Annotated in this window: 20 protein-coding genes; 11 read left to right on the forward strand and 9 right to left on the reverse strand. The window is 71.1% G+C overall.

Going from position 1 to position 15,812, the window contains the following annotated elements; translation table 11 throughout:
- Window position 1: 1 nt before the first annotated feature.
- Entirely contained in the window at window positions 2-229 is a 228-nt protein-coding gene (locus AB0M59_RS24480; RefSeq protein WP_285998111.1) for an antitoxin, read from the reverse strand.
- Between the two features lie 176 nt (window positions 230-405).
- On the opposite strand from AB0M59_RS24480, the gene add reads away from it, so the two are divergent.
- Window positions 406-1,383: an adenosine deaminase gene (gene add, locus AB0M59_RS24485; protein WP_364618755.1), complete on the forward strand. Its 978-nt coding sequence runs from the start codon at window positions 406-408 to the stop codon at window positions 1,381-1,383.
- On the opposite strand, the gene AB0M59_RS24490 is transcribed toward add, so the two are convergent.
- Entirely contained in the window at window positions 1,361-2,728 is a 1,368-nt protein-coding gene (locus AB0M59_RS24490) for a VWA domain-containing protein (protein ID WP_364618758.1), read from the reverse strand. The two genes, add and AB0M59_RS24490, sit on opposite strands and share 23 nt — an antisense overlap.
- Window positions 2,725-3,606: a MoxR family ATPase gene (locus AB0M59_RS24495; RefSeq protein ID WP_364618761.1), complete on the reverse strand. Its 882-nt coding sequence runs from the start codon at window positions 3,604-3,606 to the stop codon at window positions 2,725-2,727. The genes AB0M59_RS24490 and AB0M59_RS24495 overlap by 4 nt, the downstream gene beginning before the upstream one ends.
- Window positions 3,607-3,669: 63 nt before the next feature.
- Between AB0M59_RS24495 and mgrA the strand changes: the two genes are divergently transcribed.
- Window positions 3,670-4,698, forward strand: coding sequence for an L-glyceraldehyde 3-phosphate reductase (gene mgrA / locus AB0M59_RS24500; protein WP_364618764.1), 1,029 nt, complete (start codon window positions 3,670-3,672; stop codon window positions 4,696-4,698).
- Between the two features lie 53 nt (window positions 4,699-4,751).
- Window positions 4,752-4,961: a cyclic-phosphate processing receiver domain-containing protein gene (locus tag AB0M59_RS24505; protein ID WP_364618767.1), complete on the forward strand. Its 210-nt coding sequence runs from the start codon at window positions 4,752-4,754 to the stop codon at window positions 4,959-4,961.
- A gap of 68 nt (window positions 4,962-5,029) precedes the next feature.
- Here AB0M59_RS24505 and sigC read toward each other — a convergent pair whose 3' ends face one another.
- Entirely contained in the window at window positions 5,030-5,581 is a 552-nt protein-coding gene (sigC, locus tag AB0M59_RS24510) for an RNA polymerase sigma factor SigC (protein ID WP_364618769.1), read from the reverse strand.
- 58 nt (window positions 5,582-5,639) lie between these two features.
- Window positions 5,640-6,152, reverse strand: coding sequence for a PadR family transcriptional regulator (locus AB0M59_RS24515; RefSeq protein ID WP_364618772.1), 513 nt, complete (start codon window positions 6,150-6,152; stop codon window positions 5,640-5,642).
- Between the two features lie 89 nt (window positions 6,153-6,241).
- Between AB0M59_RS24515 and AB0M59_RS24520 the strand changes: the two genes are divergently transcribed.
- Together AB0M59_RS24520 and AB0M59_RS24525 are read left to right on the forward strand one after the other, a co-directional pair.
- Complete coding sequence (locus tag AB0M59_RS24520; protein WP_364618775.1) at window positions 6,242-6,802, forward strand: hypothetical protein; 561 nt, start codon at window positions 6,242-6,244, stop codon at window positions 6,800-6,802.
- A 1-nt stretch (window position 6,803) separates the two neighbouring features.
- On the forward strand, window positions 6,804-8,084 hold the full coding sequence (locus tag AB0M59_RS24525; RefSeq protein WP_364618778.1) for a carotenoid oxygenase family protein: 1,281 nt from the start codon (window positions 6,804-6,806) through the stop codon (window positions 8,082-8,084).
- A gap of 4 nt (window positions 8,085-8,088) precedes the next feature.
- On the opposite strand, the gene AB0M59_RS24530 is transcribed toward AB0M59_RS24525, so the two are convergent.
- Window positions 8,089-8,829 carry a DUF427 domain-containing protein gene (locus tag AB0M59_RS24530; protein WP_364618781.1) on the reverse strand — a complete coding sequence of 247 codons (741 nt, stop codon included), beginning with the start codon at window positions 8,827-8,829 and terminating at the stop codon, window positions 8,089-8,091.
- Window positions 8,830-8,929: 100 nt separating this feature from the next.
- Here AB0M59_RS24530 and AB0M59_RS24535 point away from each other — a divergent pair, with 100 nt between their 5' ends.
- Window positions 8,930-10,129 (forward strand): ROK family protein, encoded by a 1,200-nt coding sequence (locus AB0M59_RS24535; RefSeq protein ID WP_364618784.1) that lies wholly within the window; start codon window positions 8,930-8,932, stop codon window positions 10,127-10,129.
- 35 nt (window positions 10,130-10,164) lie between these two features.
- Here the strand turns inward: AB0M59_RS24535 and AB0M59_RS24540 are convergent, their stop codons facing one another.
- Window positions 10,165-10,626, reverse strand: a complete 462-nt coding sequence (locus AB0M59_RS24540; RefSeq protein ID WP_364618787.1) for a pyridoxamine 5'-phosphate oxidase family protein — start codon at window positions 10,624-10,626, stop codon at window positions 10,165-10,167.
- Between AB0M59_RS24540 and AB0M59_RS24545 the strand changes: the two genes are divergently transcribed.
- Together AB0M59_RS24545 and AB0M59_RS24550 are read left to right on the forward strand one after the other, a co-directional pair.
- The gene (locus tag AB0M59_RS24545; RefSeq protein WP_364618790.1) at window positions 10,625-11,107 is read left to right on the forward strand and encodes a MarR family transcriptional regulator; all 483 of its coding nucleotides are present in this window, start codon (window positions 10,625-10,627) and stop codon (window positions 11,105-11,107) included. The genes AB0M59_RS24540 and AB0M59_RS24545 overlap by 2 nt on opposite strands.
- A gap of 50 nt (window positions 11,108-11,157) precedes the next feature.
- Entirely contained in the window at window positions 11,158-11,478 is a 321-nt protein-coding gene (locus tag AB0M59_RS24550) for a nuclear transport factor 2 family protein (RefSeq protein WP_364618793.1), read from the forward strand.
- On the opposite strand, the gene AB0M59_RS24555 is transcribed toward AB0M59_RS24550, so the two are convergent.
- Window positions 11,468-11,974, reverse strand: coding sequence for a PaaI family thioesterase (locus AB0M59_RS24555; RefSeq protein WP_364618795.1), 507 nt, complete (start codon window positions 11,972-11,974; stop codon window positions 11,468-11,470). The two genes, AB0M59_RS24550 and AB0M59_RS24555, sit on opposite strands and share 11 nt — an antisense overlap.
- A gap of 117 nt (window positions 11,975-12,091) precedes the next feature.
- On the opposite strand from AB0M59_RS24555, the gene AB0M59_RS24560 reads away from it, so the two are divergent.
- Genes AB0M59_RS24560 through AB0M59_RS24570 form a run of 3 tightly spaced genes read left to right on the forward strand, consistent with a single transcriptional unit; the run spans window position 12,092 to window position 15,609 of the window.
- Entirely contained in the window at window positions 12,092-12,466 is a 375-nt protein-coding gene (locus AB0M59_RS24560; protein WP_364618798.1) for a metalloregulator ArsR/SmtB family transcription factor, read from the forward strand.
- A 9-nt stretch (window positions 12,467-12,475) separates the two neighbouring features.
- Window positions 12,476-13,204, forward strand: coding sequence for a beta-phosphoglucomutase family hydrolase (locus AB0M59_RS24565; RefSeq protein ID WP_364618801.1), 729 nt, complete (start codon window positions 12,476-12,478; stop codon window positions 13,202-13,204).
- Window positions 13,204-15,609: a glycosyl hydrolase family 65 protein gene (locus tag AB0M59_RS24570; RefSeq protein ID WP_364618804.1), complete on the forward strand. Its 2,406-nt coding sequence runs from the start codon at window positions 13,204-13,206 to the stop codon at window positions 15,607-15,609. Before AB0M59_RS24565 ends, AB0M59_RS24570 begins: the two co-directional genes overlap by 1 nt.
- Here AB0M59_RS24570 and AB0M59_RS24575 read toward each other — a convergent pair.
- Window positions 15,590-15,772 (reverse strand): hypothetical protein, encoded by a 183-nt coding sequence (locus AB0M59_RS24575; RefSeq protein ID WP_364618806.1) that lies wholly within the window; start codon window positions 15,770-15,772, stop codon window positions 15,590-15,592. The two genes, AB0M59_RS24570 and AB0M59_RS24575, sit on opposite strands and share 20 nt — an antisense overlap.
- Window positions 15,773-15,812 lie beyond the last annotated feature (40 nt).

Raw genomic sequence — 15,812 nt, forward strand, 5'->3', positions numbered from 1 at the left:
CCTAGCGGGCGGCCGGTCCCGGCCCCGGCCGGCCGTCCGGCCCGGTCACGGAGTTGACCTTGCGGACGGCGCCGGCGATCCGGTCGTGGTACTTGCCCTTGGTCCGGTCGTCGACGAACTTGGCGGCCTTGCCGACGTACTGGTTCACCTTTTCGGGGTTCTTCTTGGCGTAGGCGCGGGCCGCGCCCGCGGCCCCGGCCAACATGGTCAGTCTGCGCATCAACGGCACGGTGGTCCTCCCTCATCGGGTTTCGGTCATCCTGACAACGCGGACGAACCACCCGAAGGTTCCCCGTGTGACGACGGCCAAACCCCCCGGTGCTCAGCGTACCCGGCCGTGGACGCGCAGTGGGCGGCCGGAAAAGGGGACGCGCACGTCGCGCCGCGCCCCTTAGGCTCGTGATCATGCGCGACCTGGCCACTCTGCCGAAGGCCCACCTGCACGTCCACCTGGAGAGCACCATCCGGCCGGGCACGCTGCGCGAGCTGGGCGAGGCCAACGGCGTCGACGTCCCGGCCGAGCCCCCGGTGTTCGACGGCTTCCGCGCCTTCGCCGACTACAACGCGCTGGTGCGATCCTGTCTCCGGCGTCCCGAAGACTTCGAGCGCATCGCCCGCGAATATTGCGAAGACGAAACCGCTCAGGGAACGCGCTACGCCGAGGTCACGTTCACCGCAGCGTCCCACGGCGAACGCCTGGGCGACCCCGAGATGCCGCTCGAGTCCGTCCTCAAAGGACTGAACGCGAGCACTTCCGGGCTGGAGTGGCGGCTGCTGCTGGACCACTCGCGACGCCGTTCGGTCGAACGAGCGGAACGCACTCTCGATCTCGCGCTGAAGTACGACGAAGTCTTCGCGATCGGCATGGCCGGCGAGGAAAACCACTCCCTGCGTCCTTTCGCGACGGTCTTCGAGAAGGCCCACGCGGAGGGCATCCACCTGCTGCACCACACCGGCGAGGACGCCGGCCCGGACAGCATCCGCGAAGCCCTCGACGTCGGCCGGACCGAACGGCTGGGCCACGGCATCCGCGTCCTCGAGGACCCCGAGCTGGTCGCCGAGGTCCGCGACCGGGGTCTGGCGCTGGAGGTCTGCCCGTCGTCGAACGTGACGCTCGGGCTGGTCGCGTCGCTGCCCGGGCACCCGCTCCCCCGTCTCCTCGACGCCGGGCTGACGGTCACGCTCAACACCGACGTCCCGTCGGTCACCGGGGCGAACCTGGCCGAAGAGTACGCCCGGGTCAGAGACGCCTTCGGCTACGACGACGCCGTGATGGCGGACTTCGCGCGGGCGAGCGTCACCGCGTCCTTCGCCCCCGAAGCGACGAAGCGAATGGCCCTCGAAGACATCGACGCGTGGCTCACACCGGCAGCAGGCGGGTGACCAGCGTGCCGAGCTGGTGCACCGTGCGGCACTCGTGCATCTCGACGACGTCGGCGTACTCCAGCGCCGCCGAGTCGCCGGTCGACCACAGCGACCGCCGCTCCGGGTTCAGCCAGTAGACGTGCCGGGCGCGAGCCTTGATCTCGCGGACGGCGTCGAGGTTGGGGTCGCCGCCGTTGGTGCGGGCGTCGCCGAGGATCAGCACCGACGTGCGCGGGCCGACGGCGTCGAGCCAGTTCGAGGTGAACTGGCGCAGTGAGCCGCCGTAGTCGCTGTGGCCGTCCCAGCGCACCAACGCCGCTTCGGACAGCATGCGCGCGCCCAGGTGCTCGGGGTCGGCCGTGCCGGTGGTGACCAGGTGGGTGACCTCGTCGGCGCTGTCGACGAACGCGAACACGCGGATCTTGCTGAACTGGTCACGCAGGGCCTGGACCAGCAGCATGGTGAAGTTCGCGAACCCTGCGACGGACCCGGAAAGGTCGCACAGCAGCACGATCTCGGGGCGGCCGGGCCGCCGGTGGCGGTAGGCCGGGCGCAGCGGCACCCCGCCGGTCGAGAGCGACCGCCGCAGTGTGCGGCGCAGGTCGATCTGCCCGCGCGTCGTGCGCTTGCGGCGGGCGGCGAGGCGCGTCGCGAGCTTGCGGGACAACGGCTGGATCGTGCGGCGCAGCTCGGCGAGCTGGTTCCGGCTGGCGATCAGGAAGTCGACGCGGTCCGGCGCGGGCGCGATGGCGTGCTTGGCGACGCGCTCGCGGCCACGGACTTCGGCCGCCCGGCGACGCGCCTCCGTGCGGACCTGGCCGCGGAACCCTTCGACGCGGCGGCGGATCTCGTCGCGGTCGAGCCGGTCGGTGAACTCGCCACGCGCACCGCCGCCGCGCACCGCGGCCAGCACCCGCGCGATCAGCGTCTGCGGCTGGAGCCGCTCCAGGGTCTGGTGGGCCGAGAACCCGCCACCGGGTCCGGACGAAGAGCCGTATTGGCCGAGCATGTCCACCGCGAGCCCCGCGAGCTGGGACAGGGCCTGCCGGTCGCCGTCCGCGAGCGCGGCGGCGAGCTCCTCACGCAGTTCCTCCAGCGTCGACGGCTGGTCCTCGCGGGCCCGCTCGGGCGTGCCGATCCCGGCCGGGAAGTACAGGTCGAACGCGGCGTCGAACACCGCGCGCTGCCCGCCGCGGCGGACCAGCGCCGCGGCCAGTCCTTCGCGGACCAGCGAACGGTCGTCGAGGCCGAGGACTTCCAGCGCGGCCGCGGCGTCGACCGTCTCGGCGGGCCCGGCCGGGATGCCCTGGGCCCGCAGTGCCTTGACGAACGACGCGAGCCGCTCCGGCACCCCGCCGGTCACGACGCGTCCAGGACCTGTTCGAGCTTCAAGCCGGCGCCGGCCTTGGCGATGTCGTCCTGGTGCTTGAGGACGACGCCGAGGCTCTCCCGCACGACCCGCTCGTCCAGGCTCGACGCGCCGAGCGCGAGCAGCGTGCGCGCCCAGTCGATGGTCTCGGCGACCGACGGCAGCTTGCGCAGGTCCATCGCGCGCAGCGCGGCGATCACCCGGACGACGGAATCGGCGAGCGCGGCGTCGATACCCGGCACCTTGAGCCGGACGATGTCGCGTTCGAGGTCTTCGTCCGGGAAGTCGATGTGCAGGAACAGGCACCGGCGGCGCAGCGCCTCGGACAGCTCGCGCGTCGCGTTGGAGGTCAGCACGGCGAACGGCGCGCGCGTCGCGGTGATCGTGCCCAGCTCCGGCACGGTCACCTGGAAGTCGCCGAGCACTTCCAGCAGCAGCCCCTCGACCTCCATGTCGGCCTTGTCGGTCTCGTCGATGAGCAGCACGGTCGGCTCGTCGGAGGAGATCGCGGTGAGCAGCGGGCGGCGCAGCAGGAACTCCTCGCCGAAGATGTCGGTGCGGGCGTCCTCCCACGTCTCGCCGCGGCCGGCGGTGATCCGCAAAAGCTGCTTAGCGTGGTTCCACTCGTAGAGCGCACGGGCCTCGTCGATGCCCTCGTAGCACTGCAACCGCACCAGCCGCGAGCCGCTGACCTGCGCGACGGCCTTGGCGAGCTCCGTCTTGCCGACGCCGGCGGGCCCCTCGACCAGCAACGGCTTGCCGAGCCGGTCGGCCAGGAACACCGTGGTCGCCACGGCCGTGGACGCCAGGTAGCCCGCCTCGGCCAGTTTCGCCGACACGTCGTCGACGGAGGTGAAGAATCCGGTGCCCACCACTGACCTCCTAAGCGGTCGCTCACCCGGAGCGTACCCGACAGCCGGGCTAGCATCGGCCGCGTGACCTACGTTGCGGCTTCCGGCCGATACGAATCGATCCCCTACCGGCGCTGCGGGCGTTCCGGACTCAAGCTGCCCGCGATCTCGCTCGGGCTGTGGCACAACTTCGGCCACGACCGCCCGCTGGAAACCCAGCGCGACATCACCCGCCGCGCCTTCGACCTCGGCATCACGCACTTCGACCTGGCGAACAACTACGGCCCGCCGTACGGCTCGGCGGAGGAGAACTTCGGGCGGCTGCTGGCCACCGACTTCAAGCCGTACCGCGACGAGCTGGTGATCTCCAGCAAGGCGGGCTACGACATGTGGCCCGGCCCGTACGGCGAGTGGGGCTCCCGCAAGTACCTGCTGTCCTCGCTGGACCAGTCGCTCGGCCGGCTGGGCCTGGACTACGTCGACATCTTCTACTCCCACCGGTTCGACCCGGAGACGCCGCTGGAGGAGACGGTCGGGGCGCTCGACTCCGCCGTCCGCGCCGGGAAAGCGCTCTACGTCGGAATTTCCTCGTACAACTCGGAGCGGACCGCGGAGGCGGCGCGGCTGCTGCGCGAGCTCGGCACGCCGCTGCTGATCCACCAGCCGTCGTACTCGATGCTGAACCGCTGGATCGAGGAGGACGGGCTCCTGGACACCCTGGAGGAGGCGGGCGCGGGCTGCATCGCGTTCTCACCGCTGGCGCAGGGGCTGCTGACCGACAAGTACCTGAAGGGCGTCCCGTCCGATTCGCGGGCGGCGCAGGGCAAGTCGCTCGACCCGGACACCCTCGACGAGAACCGCCTGGGCCGCGTCCGCGCGCTCAACGAGATCGCCGGGCGCCGCGGGCAGTCGCTGGCACAGCTGGCGCTCGCGTGGGCGCTGCGCGACAGCCGGGTGACATCGGTGCTGATCGGCGCGAGCAGCGTCAAGCAGCTCGAGGACAACGTCGGCGCACTGGGCAACCTCGACTTCAGCTCGGAGGAGCTGACCGAGATCGACGGCCACGCCACCGACGCGGACATCAACCTCTGGAAGAGGTCCTCGGACGGCTGACGACGGGACGGCGGCGGGGCGCCCGGTGCGTCCCGCCGCTTTCCGGCTCGACGTTGGACCGGATTTCGTTCGACTCGCCGGCCGGTGATTTCGCCGCGATTTCGTTGGACCACGACCTCGGCGGCGACGACACGACCCGCCCGGTCGTGCTCTGGCTGTGCGAAAACGACCGCTGTCCGCCGGAAGTGCGCGTCCACACGGCGAACCCGGTGGGCCGAGAGTGGCTCACCGGCATGGCGAGGCGGCAAGTGCGAACGTCTTGAATGAGTCATTCAGGACTTCCGAAGACCTGAATGACTCATTCAAGACCTTTGGTCCGACCCCGGGTCCGCTAACCGGCACCGCGGGCCCGGCGGGCCTGGATCAGGTCTTCGCGAGCGCGGGCGACCCGGGAACGGACGGTGCCGACCGGGCAGCCGCAGACGTCGGCGGCCTCGGCGTAGGACAGGCCCAAAACCTGCGTCAGCACAAGGACTTCGCGCCGCTCCGGTTCGAGGCCGTCGAGCAGCAGGCCCAGCTCGACGAGTTCCTCGAAGCCGGCCGCGGGGTCGCGGGTGCGCTCGGCGGCGGCTTCCCAGTCGGTGTCCGCGATCTTCGGGCGGGCGCCCGCGGCCCGGATCTGGTCGACGACGACCCGGCGCGCTATGGACAGCAGCCAGGTCCGCGACGACGAACGTCCGGCGAACCGGCGAAGACTGCCGAAGGCGCGAAGGTAGGTCTCCTGCGTCAGGTCGTCGGCCGAGGACGCGTCGGCGAGGTGGGCGAGGAAGCGCCAGACGTCGGCCTGCGTCGCGCGGACCCAGTCGTTCAGGGCCCGCCGATCGCCGCGGCCGGCCGCCATCGCCAAGGCCGTGACGCGCTCGTCGTCCTCACCGCGGGTCATGATCCGGAAGATAGCAGTGACGGGCGACCCCACCGCCGTGTAGGGCGTTATACGACCCTCACTCGACCTGCTTGACCGCCCACTCCGCCCATTCGCGCTGCATGGCCGAGAACCGCTTGCCCCACTCCAGGACCAGGCGGCCGTAGAGCGACTGGTTGTCGTCGCCCCAGTCGATCGCATCCTCCAGCTCGTCCAGCCGCTCTTCGCGCGCCCGTGCCGACTCCCCCATCGACGCGACGTAACCGCGCGCCTGCGCCGGCGTGACCGAGCCGAGGAAGTACACGCGCAGCAGACCGGCGCTGCGCGGCGGGCCGCCCGGGTCGACGTCGATCAGCCAGTGCCGCAGCTCCTCGAGCCCGGCCTCGGTGATCTCGTACTCCTTGCGCCCGCGCGGGCCCTCGGCGAGGACGTGGATCATGCCCGCCGCCTCCAGCTTGCCGAGCTCGCCGTAGAGCTGGCTCTGCGTCGCGGGCCAGACGTTGGCCATCGCCCGCTCGAACCGCTTCAGCAGGTCGTAGCCGCTTCCGGGCTCGTCGGCCAGCATGCCGAGCACCGCGTGTCGAAGGCTCATGCGCCCATCATGACATTCCACTATTGACATGTCTATCCAGGAGCTTCTAGTTTCGACATGTCAAAGTTGGAACGTCTGGGGAGACCCGCATGAACTACCTGAAGAGCTTTCTCCCGTGGATCGCCTTCGCCGTGGTCGCGACGCAGTTCGACTGGCGCTGGTCCGGCCTCACCGGGCTCGTCATCTCGGCCGCGCTCCTGCTGAGCGCCCGCCGCGAAGGCCGCAAGACGGACGCCCTCATCATCGAGTGGAGCGCGCTCGCCTTCTTCACCCTGCTCACGGCCGTCGCGTTCACCTTCCCGGCGTCGCCGCTGAAGACCTACACCGGCGCGCTCACCGACGCCTGGCTGGCGCTCACCGCCTGGGGCTCGCTCGCCATCGGAAAGCCGTTCACCCTCGGCATCGCGCGGACGATGACGCCGCCGGAACTCTGGGACAACCCCATCTTCAAACGCGTCAACGTGCTCATCACGCTCGTGTGGGCCGCGAGCTTCACCGTCACCGGCCTCGCCGGCATCGCCCTGCTGAACTTCGCCCCGCACGCGACGGCCGCGTTGATCGCGCTCAAGGTCCTCGGCTTCGCCGTCCCCGTCGTCTTCACCATCCGCTACCCGCGCATCGTCCGCGCCCGAGCCGAGAAAGCCGCCTGACATGACCACCAGTGACTTCCACCTGAGCGGCGCCTACGCCCCGGTCCACGACGAGCTGACCGCGTTCGACCTCCCCGTGACCGGCGCGCTCCCGCCCGAGCTGACCGGCTGGTACCTGCGCAACGGCCCGAACCCGCGCGAGGACAGCAAGCACTGGTTCACCGGTGACGGCATGGTCCACGGCGTCCGGCTCGAGAACGGCCGCGCCGCCTGGTACCGCAACCGGTGGGTGCGGACCGACAGCTTCGACGACCCGGATCTCGAGCTCTACAACGAAGACGGCACGCGCAACCTGCACGCCAGCGTCGCGAACACGCACGTGGTCAACCACGCCGGCCGCACGCTCGCGCTCGTCGAATCGTCGCTGCCGTACGAGATCACGACGGACCTCGAGACCGTCGGCGCCTACGACTTCGGCGGCGAGCTGGCCGACTCGATGACTGCCCACCCGAAGATCTGCCCCACGACCGGGGAACTGCACTTCTTCGGCTACGGCAGCATCACCGCGCCGCACGTCAGCTACTACCGCGCCGACGCCGCCGGCAAGCTCGTCGTCAAGCAGCCCATCGACGTGCCGGGGCTGACGATGATGCACGACTTCGCGCTCACGAACGACCACACCGTCTTCTACGACCTGCCGGTGGTGTTCGACCAGGCTTCAGTCGGCAAAGGCATGCCCTACCGGTGGAACGCGGGCTACGGCGCCCGGCTCGGCGTACTGCGCCGCGACCGGCCCGAAGCCGGCGTGCGCTGGCTGGAGATCGAGCCCTGCTACGTCTTCCACACGCTCAACGCCTTCGACACCCCGGACGGCCGGATCGTCGTGCACGTCCTGCGCTACGACCACCAGTGGCAGGCCGGCCACGACGACCCGCCGGCGTACCTGTCGCGCTGGACCATCGACCTCGCCGCCGGCACGGTGACCGAGGACCGGCTCGACGACCGGCCGGGCGAGTTCCCCCGCATCGACGACCGGCTCGCCGGGTCCGACGCGCGCTTCGGGCACGTCACCGGCCACGACGTCCTGCGCCGCTACGACCTGCACGCCGGGACCGCCACCGAACACGCCTTCGGGGAAGGACACGTCCCCGGCGAAGCGGTGTTCGTCCCGGCGGAGCACGGCGAAGGCTGGCTGCTGACGTACGTCTACGACGCGGCGGAGGACCGCAGCGACCTCGTCGTGCTCGACGCGGGGAACGTCGCCGCGGCGCCGGTCGCCACCGTCCACCTCCCGCAGCGGGTTCCCGCGGGCTTCCACGGGAACTGGCTGCCGGACGCGTGAGTGCTCAGGCGAACTTCGTCTTCGGCCGCTCCTGCCGGACGTCGTCGACGTAGACGTCGACCTTCTCGTCGAGGAACGCCACCAGACCGGCGACGCGCTCACTTTCCGGCAGCGGCGTCGGATAGCTCCAGGCGAGGTCCTCGTGCCCGGTCACGTCGAAGTGGTCGGCGGCACCCTTGTACGGGCAGTGCGTGACGGTGTCGATCTTCTCGAGGAGATCCATCCGGACGTCGACGCGGGGCAGGTAGTAGCGGGTCGGCAGGCCGGTCTCGAACAGCAGGTGCGGCCGGACGGTGTCGGCGACGGTGACGCCGTCGACCTCGATGCGCACGTGCCGCGAGCTCGGCAGGATGTCGACGCGGACGCCGGGGTCGCGCGGGTGCGTGAAGATCTGCTCGTCCTCCTCGAACCAGTCGAACGCGCCGAACTCGAAGCGGACGTGGTCCCGGAGCTCCTCGATGGGCGAATCCGGGTATTCCAGCGCGGCGTCCACCGCCTCGGCTCCGCCACCCTTTATCGTCGACAGAACACCTTCTCCGCGGCTGGGCGAGTGCGACGTCCGGCCGGAGGGGGCGAGAACGCCGCTCACGACGTCCGCGCGCGGGAAGTAGTACGTGGGGTAGTACGGAACTTCCCACACCAGAAGGGGGTGCACCGTGTCCGCGACGACCTGCCCGCCGAGGAACACGCGTACCCGCTTCGCGCCTTGTGCCACGCGGACCCGGCCGCGTACCGGAGTGCTCATGCCCCGGTCAACGGGTCCCGGAGCGGGCGTATTCCGGCGAAACCGGGGTTCGGGCGGCTAGCGTGGCAGGAAGCACGAGGACGACAGGAAGCGGGCAAGGGTGGCCGGCGTAGAAGCTCCAACGGTCGGGACCCCCGCCGGGATGCGCAAGATCAACCAGCGGGCGGTGCTCGACCTGCTGCGCCGCGGCGGACCGGCGACCCGGCCGCAGGTGGCGAAGGACACGGGGCTGTCGAAGCCGACGGTGAGCCAGGCGCTGCTGGCGCTGGAAGCCGCCGGGCTGGCGCGCCCGACCGGGCAGACCTCCACCGGCACCGGGCGCTCGGCCGTGCTGTACGAGGCCGACCCCACTGCGGGCTACGTGCTGGGCGTCGACATCGGGCGTGAGCACATCCGCGTCGCGGTGTCGGACCTCGGCCGCACGATCGTGGCGCGCCGCGACGAGCGCAACACGGCGCGCTCCGGCGCCGCGCTGGTCACGGCGGTCGGGAAGATCGCGGCTTCGGCCGTCGCGGAGGCGCGGTTGTCGCAGACCGACATCGTTGTCCGCGTGGTCGGTTCCCCCGGCGTCGCCGATCCGGAGAAGCGCTGCTTCCGGCACGCGCCGAACCTGCCGGGCTGGGGCCGGGCCGGGTTGATCGACGACCTCGAGGCGGCGCTGGGCCCGGACCTGATGGTGGAGAACGACGCGAACCTGACGGCGGTCGGCGAGGGCGAAAGCGGCGCCGCGCGCGGGGCATCGGTGTTCGGCTGCATCACGATCGGCACCGGCGTCGGCATGGGCATGATGGTCGACGGCCGGGTGTTCCGCGGCGCGACGGGCGCGGCGGGCGAGATCGGCTACCTGCCGTACGGCCGCACCCGCGCGGCCGACTCCCCCGGTTCTCCGCCCGCGCGTGGCCACCTCGAAGAGGCGACGGCGGCCCAGTCGGTGGTCCGCGGCGCGCGCGAACTCGGTCTGGGGACGGCGAAATCGGCTCGCGAGGTGTTCCGCCTGGCCCGCGAAGGCGACGAACTGGCCCGGCGCGCCCTCGAAGCCGAGGCCGACCGCCTGGCGTACACGGTGGCCTCGGTCGCGGCGGTGATCGACCCGGAGCTGATCGTGCTGGGCGGCGGGATGGGGACCGCGGCGGACCTGTTGCTGGAGCCGCTGGATCGCGCGCTGCGGGCGTTCACGCCGTTGGTGCCGAAGGTGGTCCAGGGCGAGCTGGGCGAGGACGCCGTGCTGGCGGGGGCGATCAGCGTCGGGCTGCGGGCGGCCCAGGGCCTGGTCTTCGACCGCCGCGTCGGAGCTGCATGACGGCGCTCGCGGCTGCGGTCACTGCCCGGTGCTGATCAGGCCGCGCGCCAGGCTTCGCCGCCGGTCGAAACGCGCCACGGCGTCAGCTTCAGCACCGTGATCTTCGGGTCCCGGTAATCCTCGCCGCCCAGGATCTTCGGGTCGTAGCCCAGCGGTTCCGGTGCCGACGCGAACAACTCCCACAAGTACTTCCGGGTCGGGATGTCGTCGGCGAACTCCGCCCGGCACTCCGCCACCGCGACCTCGTGCTGCGGGTCCCAGTACGAACACGACACGTACGGCGATGCCGCCAGGTGCGCCACCTTCAGCGGCGTCGGCCGGGTGAACAGCCACCCCGTCAAGCCGTCCGGTCCCTCTTCCCAGATCGGGTGGACCACCCGCGACCGCGGCCGGCCCCGGCCGTCGACGGTCACCAGCGTGCACCACACGATGCGGTGCGCCACGCGGACGAACGCTCCGGCCAGCTCGGCCGGCACTCTGCTAGATTCCACAACCATGGTTGTGCACCCTACGCCGGACGACCTCGATCTGTCACTCACCGCCCTGTTCGCGGGCTGGGCGATGACCGACGAGGTGCAGCGGCGGCTCACCGCGCAGGGCTTCGGCGACCTGCGCTTCAACGACGGCGTCGTGATCCAGCACGTCCTGGCCGCGCCGCTGTCCATCACCGCGCTGGCCGAGCGCATGGGCGTGACGCAGCAGGCCGCGTCGAAGGCCGTCGCCGATCTCGAACGCCGGGGACTCCTGAGCCGCGAACCCGATCCGGCCGACGCACGCACCAAGCTGCTGCACCTCACCGAGCACGCGCACGACGCCGTCGAAGCCACCCGGACCCTCAGAGCAGAACTTCAGGGCGAACTGCAAACGGAGTTCGGCGCGGCCCGCGTCGAGGACACCCGGGCTTTGTTGGCCGCGATCATCGGTCGCTTCGGCGGCGGCGACGCGATCCGCGCCCGCCGGGTCCGCCCGCCTCGCTGATTACCCGCCACGTAATCGACCACGGAGCCCGCGAGGCCGACGATGGGCGGATGAGCCGAACGAACCGCATGATCGTCGTCGACTGCCTCGAGAACCTGTTCGTGCACAAGGACTTCGACGCCGCGAAGGCCGCGCTGCACCCCGATTTCGTCACCCACAGCCCCGGCCTGCCCGACGGCCGCGACGCGTTCGCCGACGCCGTCAGGAACTCGCCGCTGGCCGGCGCGACGGCGGAGATCGAACACGTCGTCGCCGAGGACGACCTCGTCGTCGTGCACCTGCACGTGGCCGGCCACGCCGTCGTCGACATCCTGCGCGTCGTGGACGGCCTGCTCGTCGAGCACTGGGACGTGAAGGAAACTAGCGCGTGATCACGCAGGTCCCCGACGCCGTCGCCAGCAGCTTGCCGTCGGCGTCGCGGACCTCCCCTTCGGCGAACGCGATCCGCGAGCCCTCCTTCACCACGCGCCCGGTCGCCCGGATCGCGCCGCGGCCCGCGTGGATGGCGCGCAGGTAGCTCACCTTCAGCTCCACCGACGAGTAGCCGACGCCGGCCGGCAGCGTCGTGTGCACCGCGCAACCGACCACCGAGTCGAGCATCGTGGCCGCGAGCCCGCCGTGGACCATCCCGATCGGGTTGTACAGCGACTCGTCGGGCTCGATGACGGCGACGACCTCGCCGTGGCCGATCCGCTCCCAGCGCATCCCGAAGTGCGCGGCGATCGGCGGCGCGGGCAGGCGCCCCTCGGCGATGGCCGTCAGGTATTCGAACCCGGTCATCGTGGCGCCGAGCCGGGCGGTCGGCAGCGGGTCCTGCCACGTGATGGTCTTCGAGCGGGTCTGCGCCCCGGCGGCCACGTCGGTCATCTCGGCTCCTCGACTATGACAACTGTCTTAATCGCAGCCTCGCCCGCGCACCCGCCCGCGTCAAGCGCGCGTGACCCAGGCCACGGGCCGGCCGGGCCAGGGTGGAATCATCCGGGGGTGGACAACGACCCCGGCCGCAAGCTCATCGACCCCGAACGGGTGGCCGCCGCGGTCGACGGGCTGGGCGACCGCGCCGTCATCGACGAGTGGGCCCAGCGCTTCTCCGTGGTCGCCGACCCGTCGCGGCTGGCTCTGCTGGTCTCGATCCACTACGCCCGCGAAATCAGCGTCACGGACCTCGCCGCGGTCACCGGCATGACGGACACCGCGGTGTCGCAGGCCCTGCGGCTGCTGCGCGCGCACGGACTGGTCACCACCCGGCGCGACGGACGCGTCGTGCGCTACCGGCTCGCCGACGCCACCGTGCACGAACTCATCCATCGGGTGCGGCCACACCCCCAGGAGTCCGCGACCGATGAGAGCGACCGGTAGCGTGCGAGCATGACGGGATTGCCCGAGACCATCACCGCCTGCCTGTTCGATCTCGATGGAGTTCTTACCGGTACGGCCGTCCTGCACAGCCAAGCTTGGAAACGGACTTTCGACGAGTTTCTTCGCGCCCGCGACGGCGCCGGGTTCAGCGAGTTCACCGACCAGGACTACGCGACCTATGTGGACGGCCGCCCGCGCGCCGACGGAGTCCGCGAATTCCTGCGCTCGCGCGGGATCGAGCTGCCGGAGGGCACCCCGGACGACCCGCCGGACGCCCCCACCGTGAACGGTGTCGGCAACCGCAAGAACGAGCTCGTCCTGAAGATCATCGACGAACGCGGCGTGAACCCCTACCCCGGCTCGATCCGGTACCTCGACGCGGCCAAGGCGGCCGGCCTACGGATCGCCGTCGTGACGTCGTCGGCGAACGGCGCGAAGGTGCTGGACGCCGGGGACCTCAGCAAGTACGTCGAAGCCCGCGTCGACGGCCTCACGATCCGCGAGCAGCACCTGAAGGGCAAGCCCGCGCCGGACTCGTTCCTGGCCGGCGCCGCGGCGCTCGGTGTCGAGCCCGCGCACGCGGCCGTGTTCGAGGACGCCCAGTCCGGCGTCCAGGCCGGGAAGGCCGGCAACTTCGGGTACGTCGTGGGCGTGAACCGCGCGAACCAGGCCGACCAGCTGCGGGCTCACGGGGCCGACATCGTCGTCGACGACCTCGCCGACCTCCTGGAGGATTGATGACCGAAGAAGAACCCCGCGGCTACGAGTGCGCGGCGTGGGAGCTGCGCTGGCGGGGGATGGACGTCGACGCCCTCCAGCGCACCGAGTCGGCGTTCGCCGTGTCCAACGGGCACATCGGGATGCGCGGCACGCTCGAGGAAGCCGAGCCGCGCGGCCTGCCCGGCACCTACCTGAACGGCTTCTACGAGCAGCACGAGCTGCCCTACGCCGAAGCGGGCTACGGCTACCCCGAAGAGGGCCAGACCGTCGTCAACGTGACCGACGGCAAAATCATCCGGCTGCTCGTCGAGGACGAGCCGCTCGACATGCGCTACGGCGCCGCCACCAAGCACGACCGGGTGCTCGACTTCCGCAAGGGCACGCTGTGCCGCAGCACCGAGTGGTCATCGCCGACCGGGCGGCGGGTCCGCGTGCGCACCGAGCGGCTGGTGTCGTTCACCCAGCGCGCGATCGCCGCCATCCGGTACGAGGTCGAGCCGCTCGACGAGGACCTGCAGCTGGTCGTCCAGTCCGACCTGCTGGCCAACGAGCCGATCGAGTCCGACACCAGCGACCCGCGGGTGGCCGCCGCGCTGAACTCGCCGCTGGTCGGTGAATTCCACCGCGCGTCCGACTACAACGCCGTGCTCGTGCACCAGACCCGCCGGTCCGGGCTGCGGATGGCCGCGGCGATGGACCACAAGATCGAGGTGGACGACGGGATCCGCGCCCGCATCCACTCCGAGGAGGACCTCGCGCGGCTGACCGTCGCGGTCGACGTGCCGAAGGGCGGGCGGCTGCGCATCACCAAGTTCCTCGCCTACGGCTGGTCCGCGCAGCGCTCGGTGCCCGCGCTGCGGTCGCAGGTCGAGGCGGCGCTGGCGGGCGCGCGCCAGACCGGCTGGAAGGGTCTGGTCACCGAGCAGCGCCAGTTCCTCGACGACTTCTGGGCCACCGCGGACATCGAGATCGAGGGCGATCCCGAGCTGCAGCAAGCGGTCCGCTTCGCGCTGTTCCACCTCCTGCAAGCCGGGGCCCGTGGCGAAAGCCGCGCGATCGCGGGCAAGGGGCTGACCGGCCCTGGCTACGACGGGCACGCCTTCTGGGACACCGAGTCGTTCGTCCTGCCGGTGCTCACCTACACGATGCCGGACGCGGCGCGCGACGCCCTGCGCTGGCGGCACTCCACAATGGACAAAGCGCGGGAACGCGCGCACCAGCTGGGGTTGCGCGGCGCGGCGTTCCCGTGGCGGTCGATCAACGGTGCCGAGTGCTCGGCGTACTGGCCGGCGGGCACGGCCGCGTTCCACGTCAGCGCGGACATCGCCGACGCCGTGCTGCGGTACCTGAACGCGACCGGCGACGAGGAGTTCGAACGCGACTACGGCGTCGAGCTGCTGCTGGAAACCGCGCGGCTGTGGGCGTCGCTGGGCCACCACGACCGGCACGGCGCGTTCCGCATCGACGGCGTCACCGGGCCGGACGAGTACTCCGCGGTGGCGGACAACAACGTCTACACGAACCTGATGGCGAAGCGGAACCTGCTGGCCGCCGCGGAATCGTGCGAGCGGAACCCCGAGGTGGCGGCGCGGTTCGGCGTCGACACGGTCGAGCTGGACTCGTGGCGCGCGGCCGCCGCGTCGATGTTCCTGCCCTACGACCAAGAGCTCGGCGTGCACCCGCAGTCCGAGGGCTTCCTCGACCACGACGAGTGGGACTACGAGCACACGGACCTCGCGCACTACCCGCTGCTGCTGCACTTCCCGTACTTCGATCTCTACCGCAAGCAGGTCGTGAAGCAGGCGGACCTGGTGCTGGCGCTGTACCTGTGCGGCGACTCGTTCAGCCTGGAGGAGAAGGCCCGCAACTTCGCCTACTACGAGGCGAGGACCGTGCGCGACTCGTCGCTCTCGGCGGGGACGCAGTCGGTGGTCGCGGCCGAGGTCGGACACCTCGAGCTGGCCTACGACTACCTCGCCGAAGCCGCGCTGACCGACCTGCACGACGTGCACAACAACGTGCGCAACGGCCTGCACATGGCGTCGCTGGCCGGGGCGTGGCAGGGTGCCGTGGCCGGCTTCGGCGGCCTGCGCGACCACGGCTCGACGCTGGCGTTCGCGCCGCGGCTGCCGCCGCAGCTGGACCGGATCACGTTCCGCCTGATGTTCCGCGGCACCCGGTTCCAGGTCGAGATCGACCGTGACCAGGCGACCTACCACGTGCTCGACGGCGCACCGCTGGAAGTGCTGAACCACGGCGAGCGCATCACGATCACCGCCGAACCGCAGCGCTTCGCGATCCCGAAGATCGACGCGGGCGACCCGCCGAGCCAGCCCCCGGGCCGCGCTCCCATGCGGCGCGACTCCGAAAAGGTGCGTCAGTACGCCGACCCGGTCAACCCGGTCACTCCGGAAGGTCGCTGACGGCGTCCCGCCCGGGTGGGGCCGGAACCTCTTCGGTCCCACCCGGGTTGACGTCCGGGTCGGGCGCGGTGGGCACGTCGTGGGTCAGCTTGCCGGGGGTCGGCAGCTTCGGGAGCTCGTCGTCTTCGTCGTCACGGGCGTGGATGCGCTGCTGCTCGCTCATGCTTTCCGGAATACCCGGTTTTCCCGGCCGCGGCCAGGGG

This window comes from Amycolatopsis sp. NPDC051371 (genome assembly GCF_040682155.1).
Classification (GTDB): domain Bacteria; phylum Actinomycetota; class Actinomycetes; order Mycobacteriales; family Pseudonocardiaceae; genus Amycolatopsis.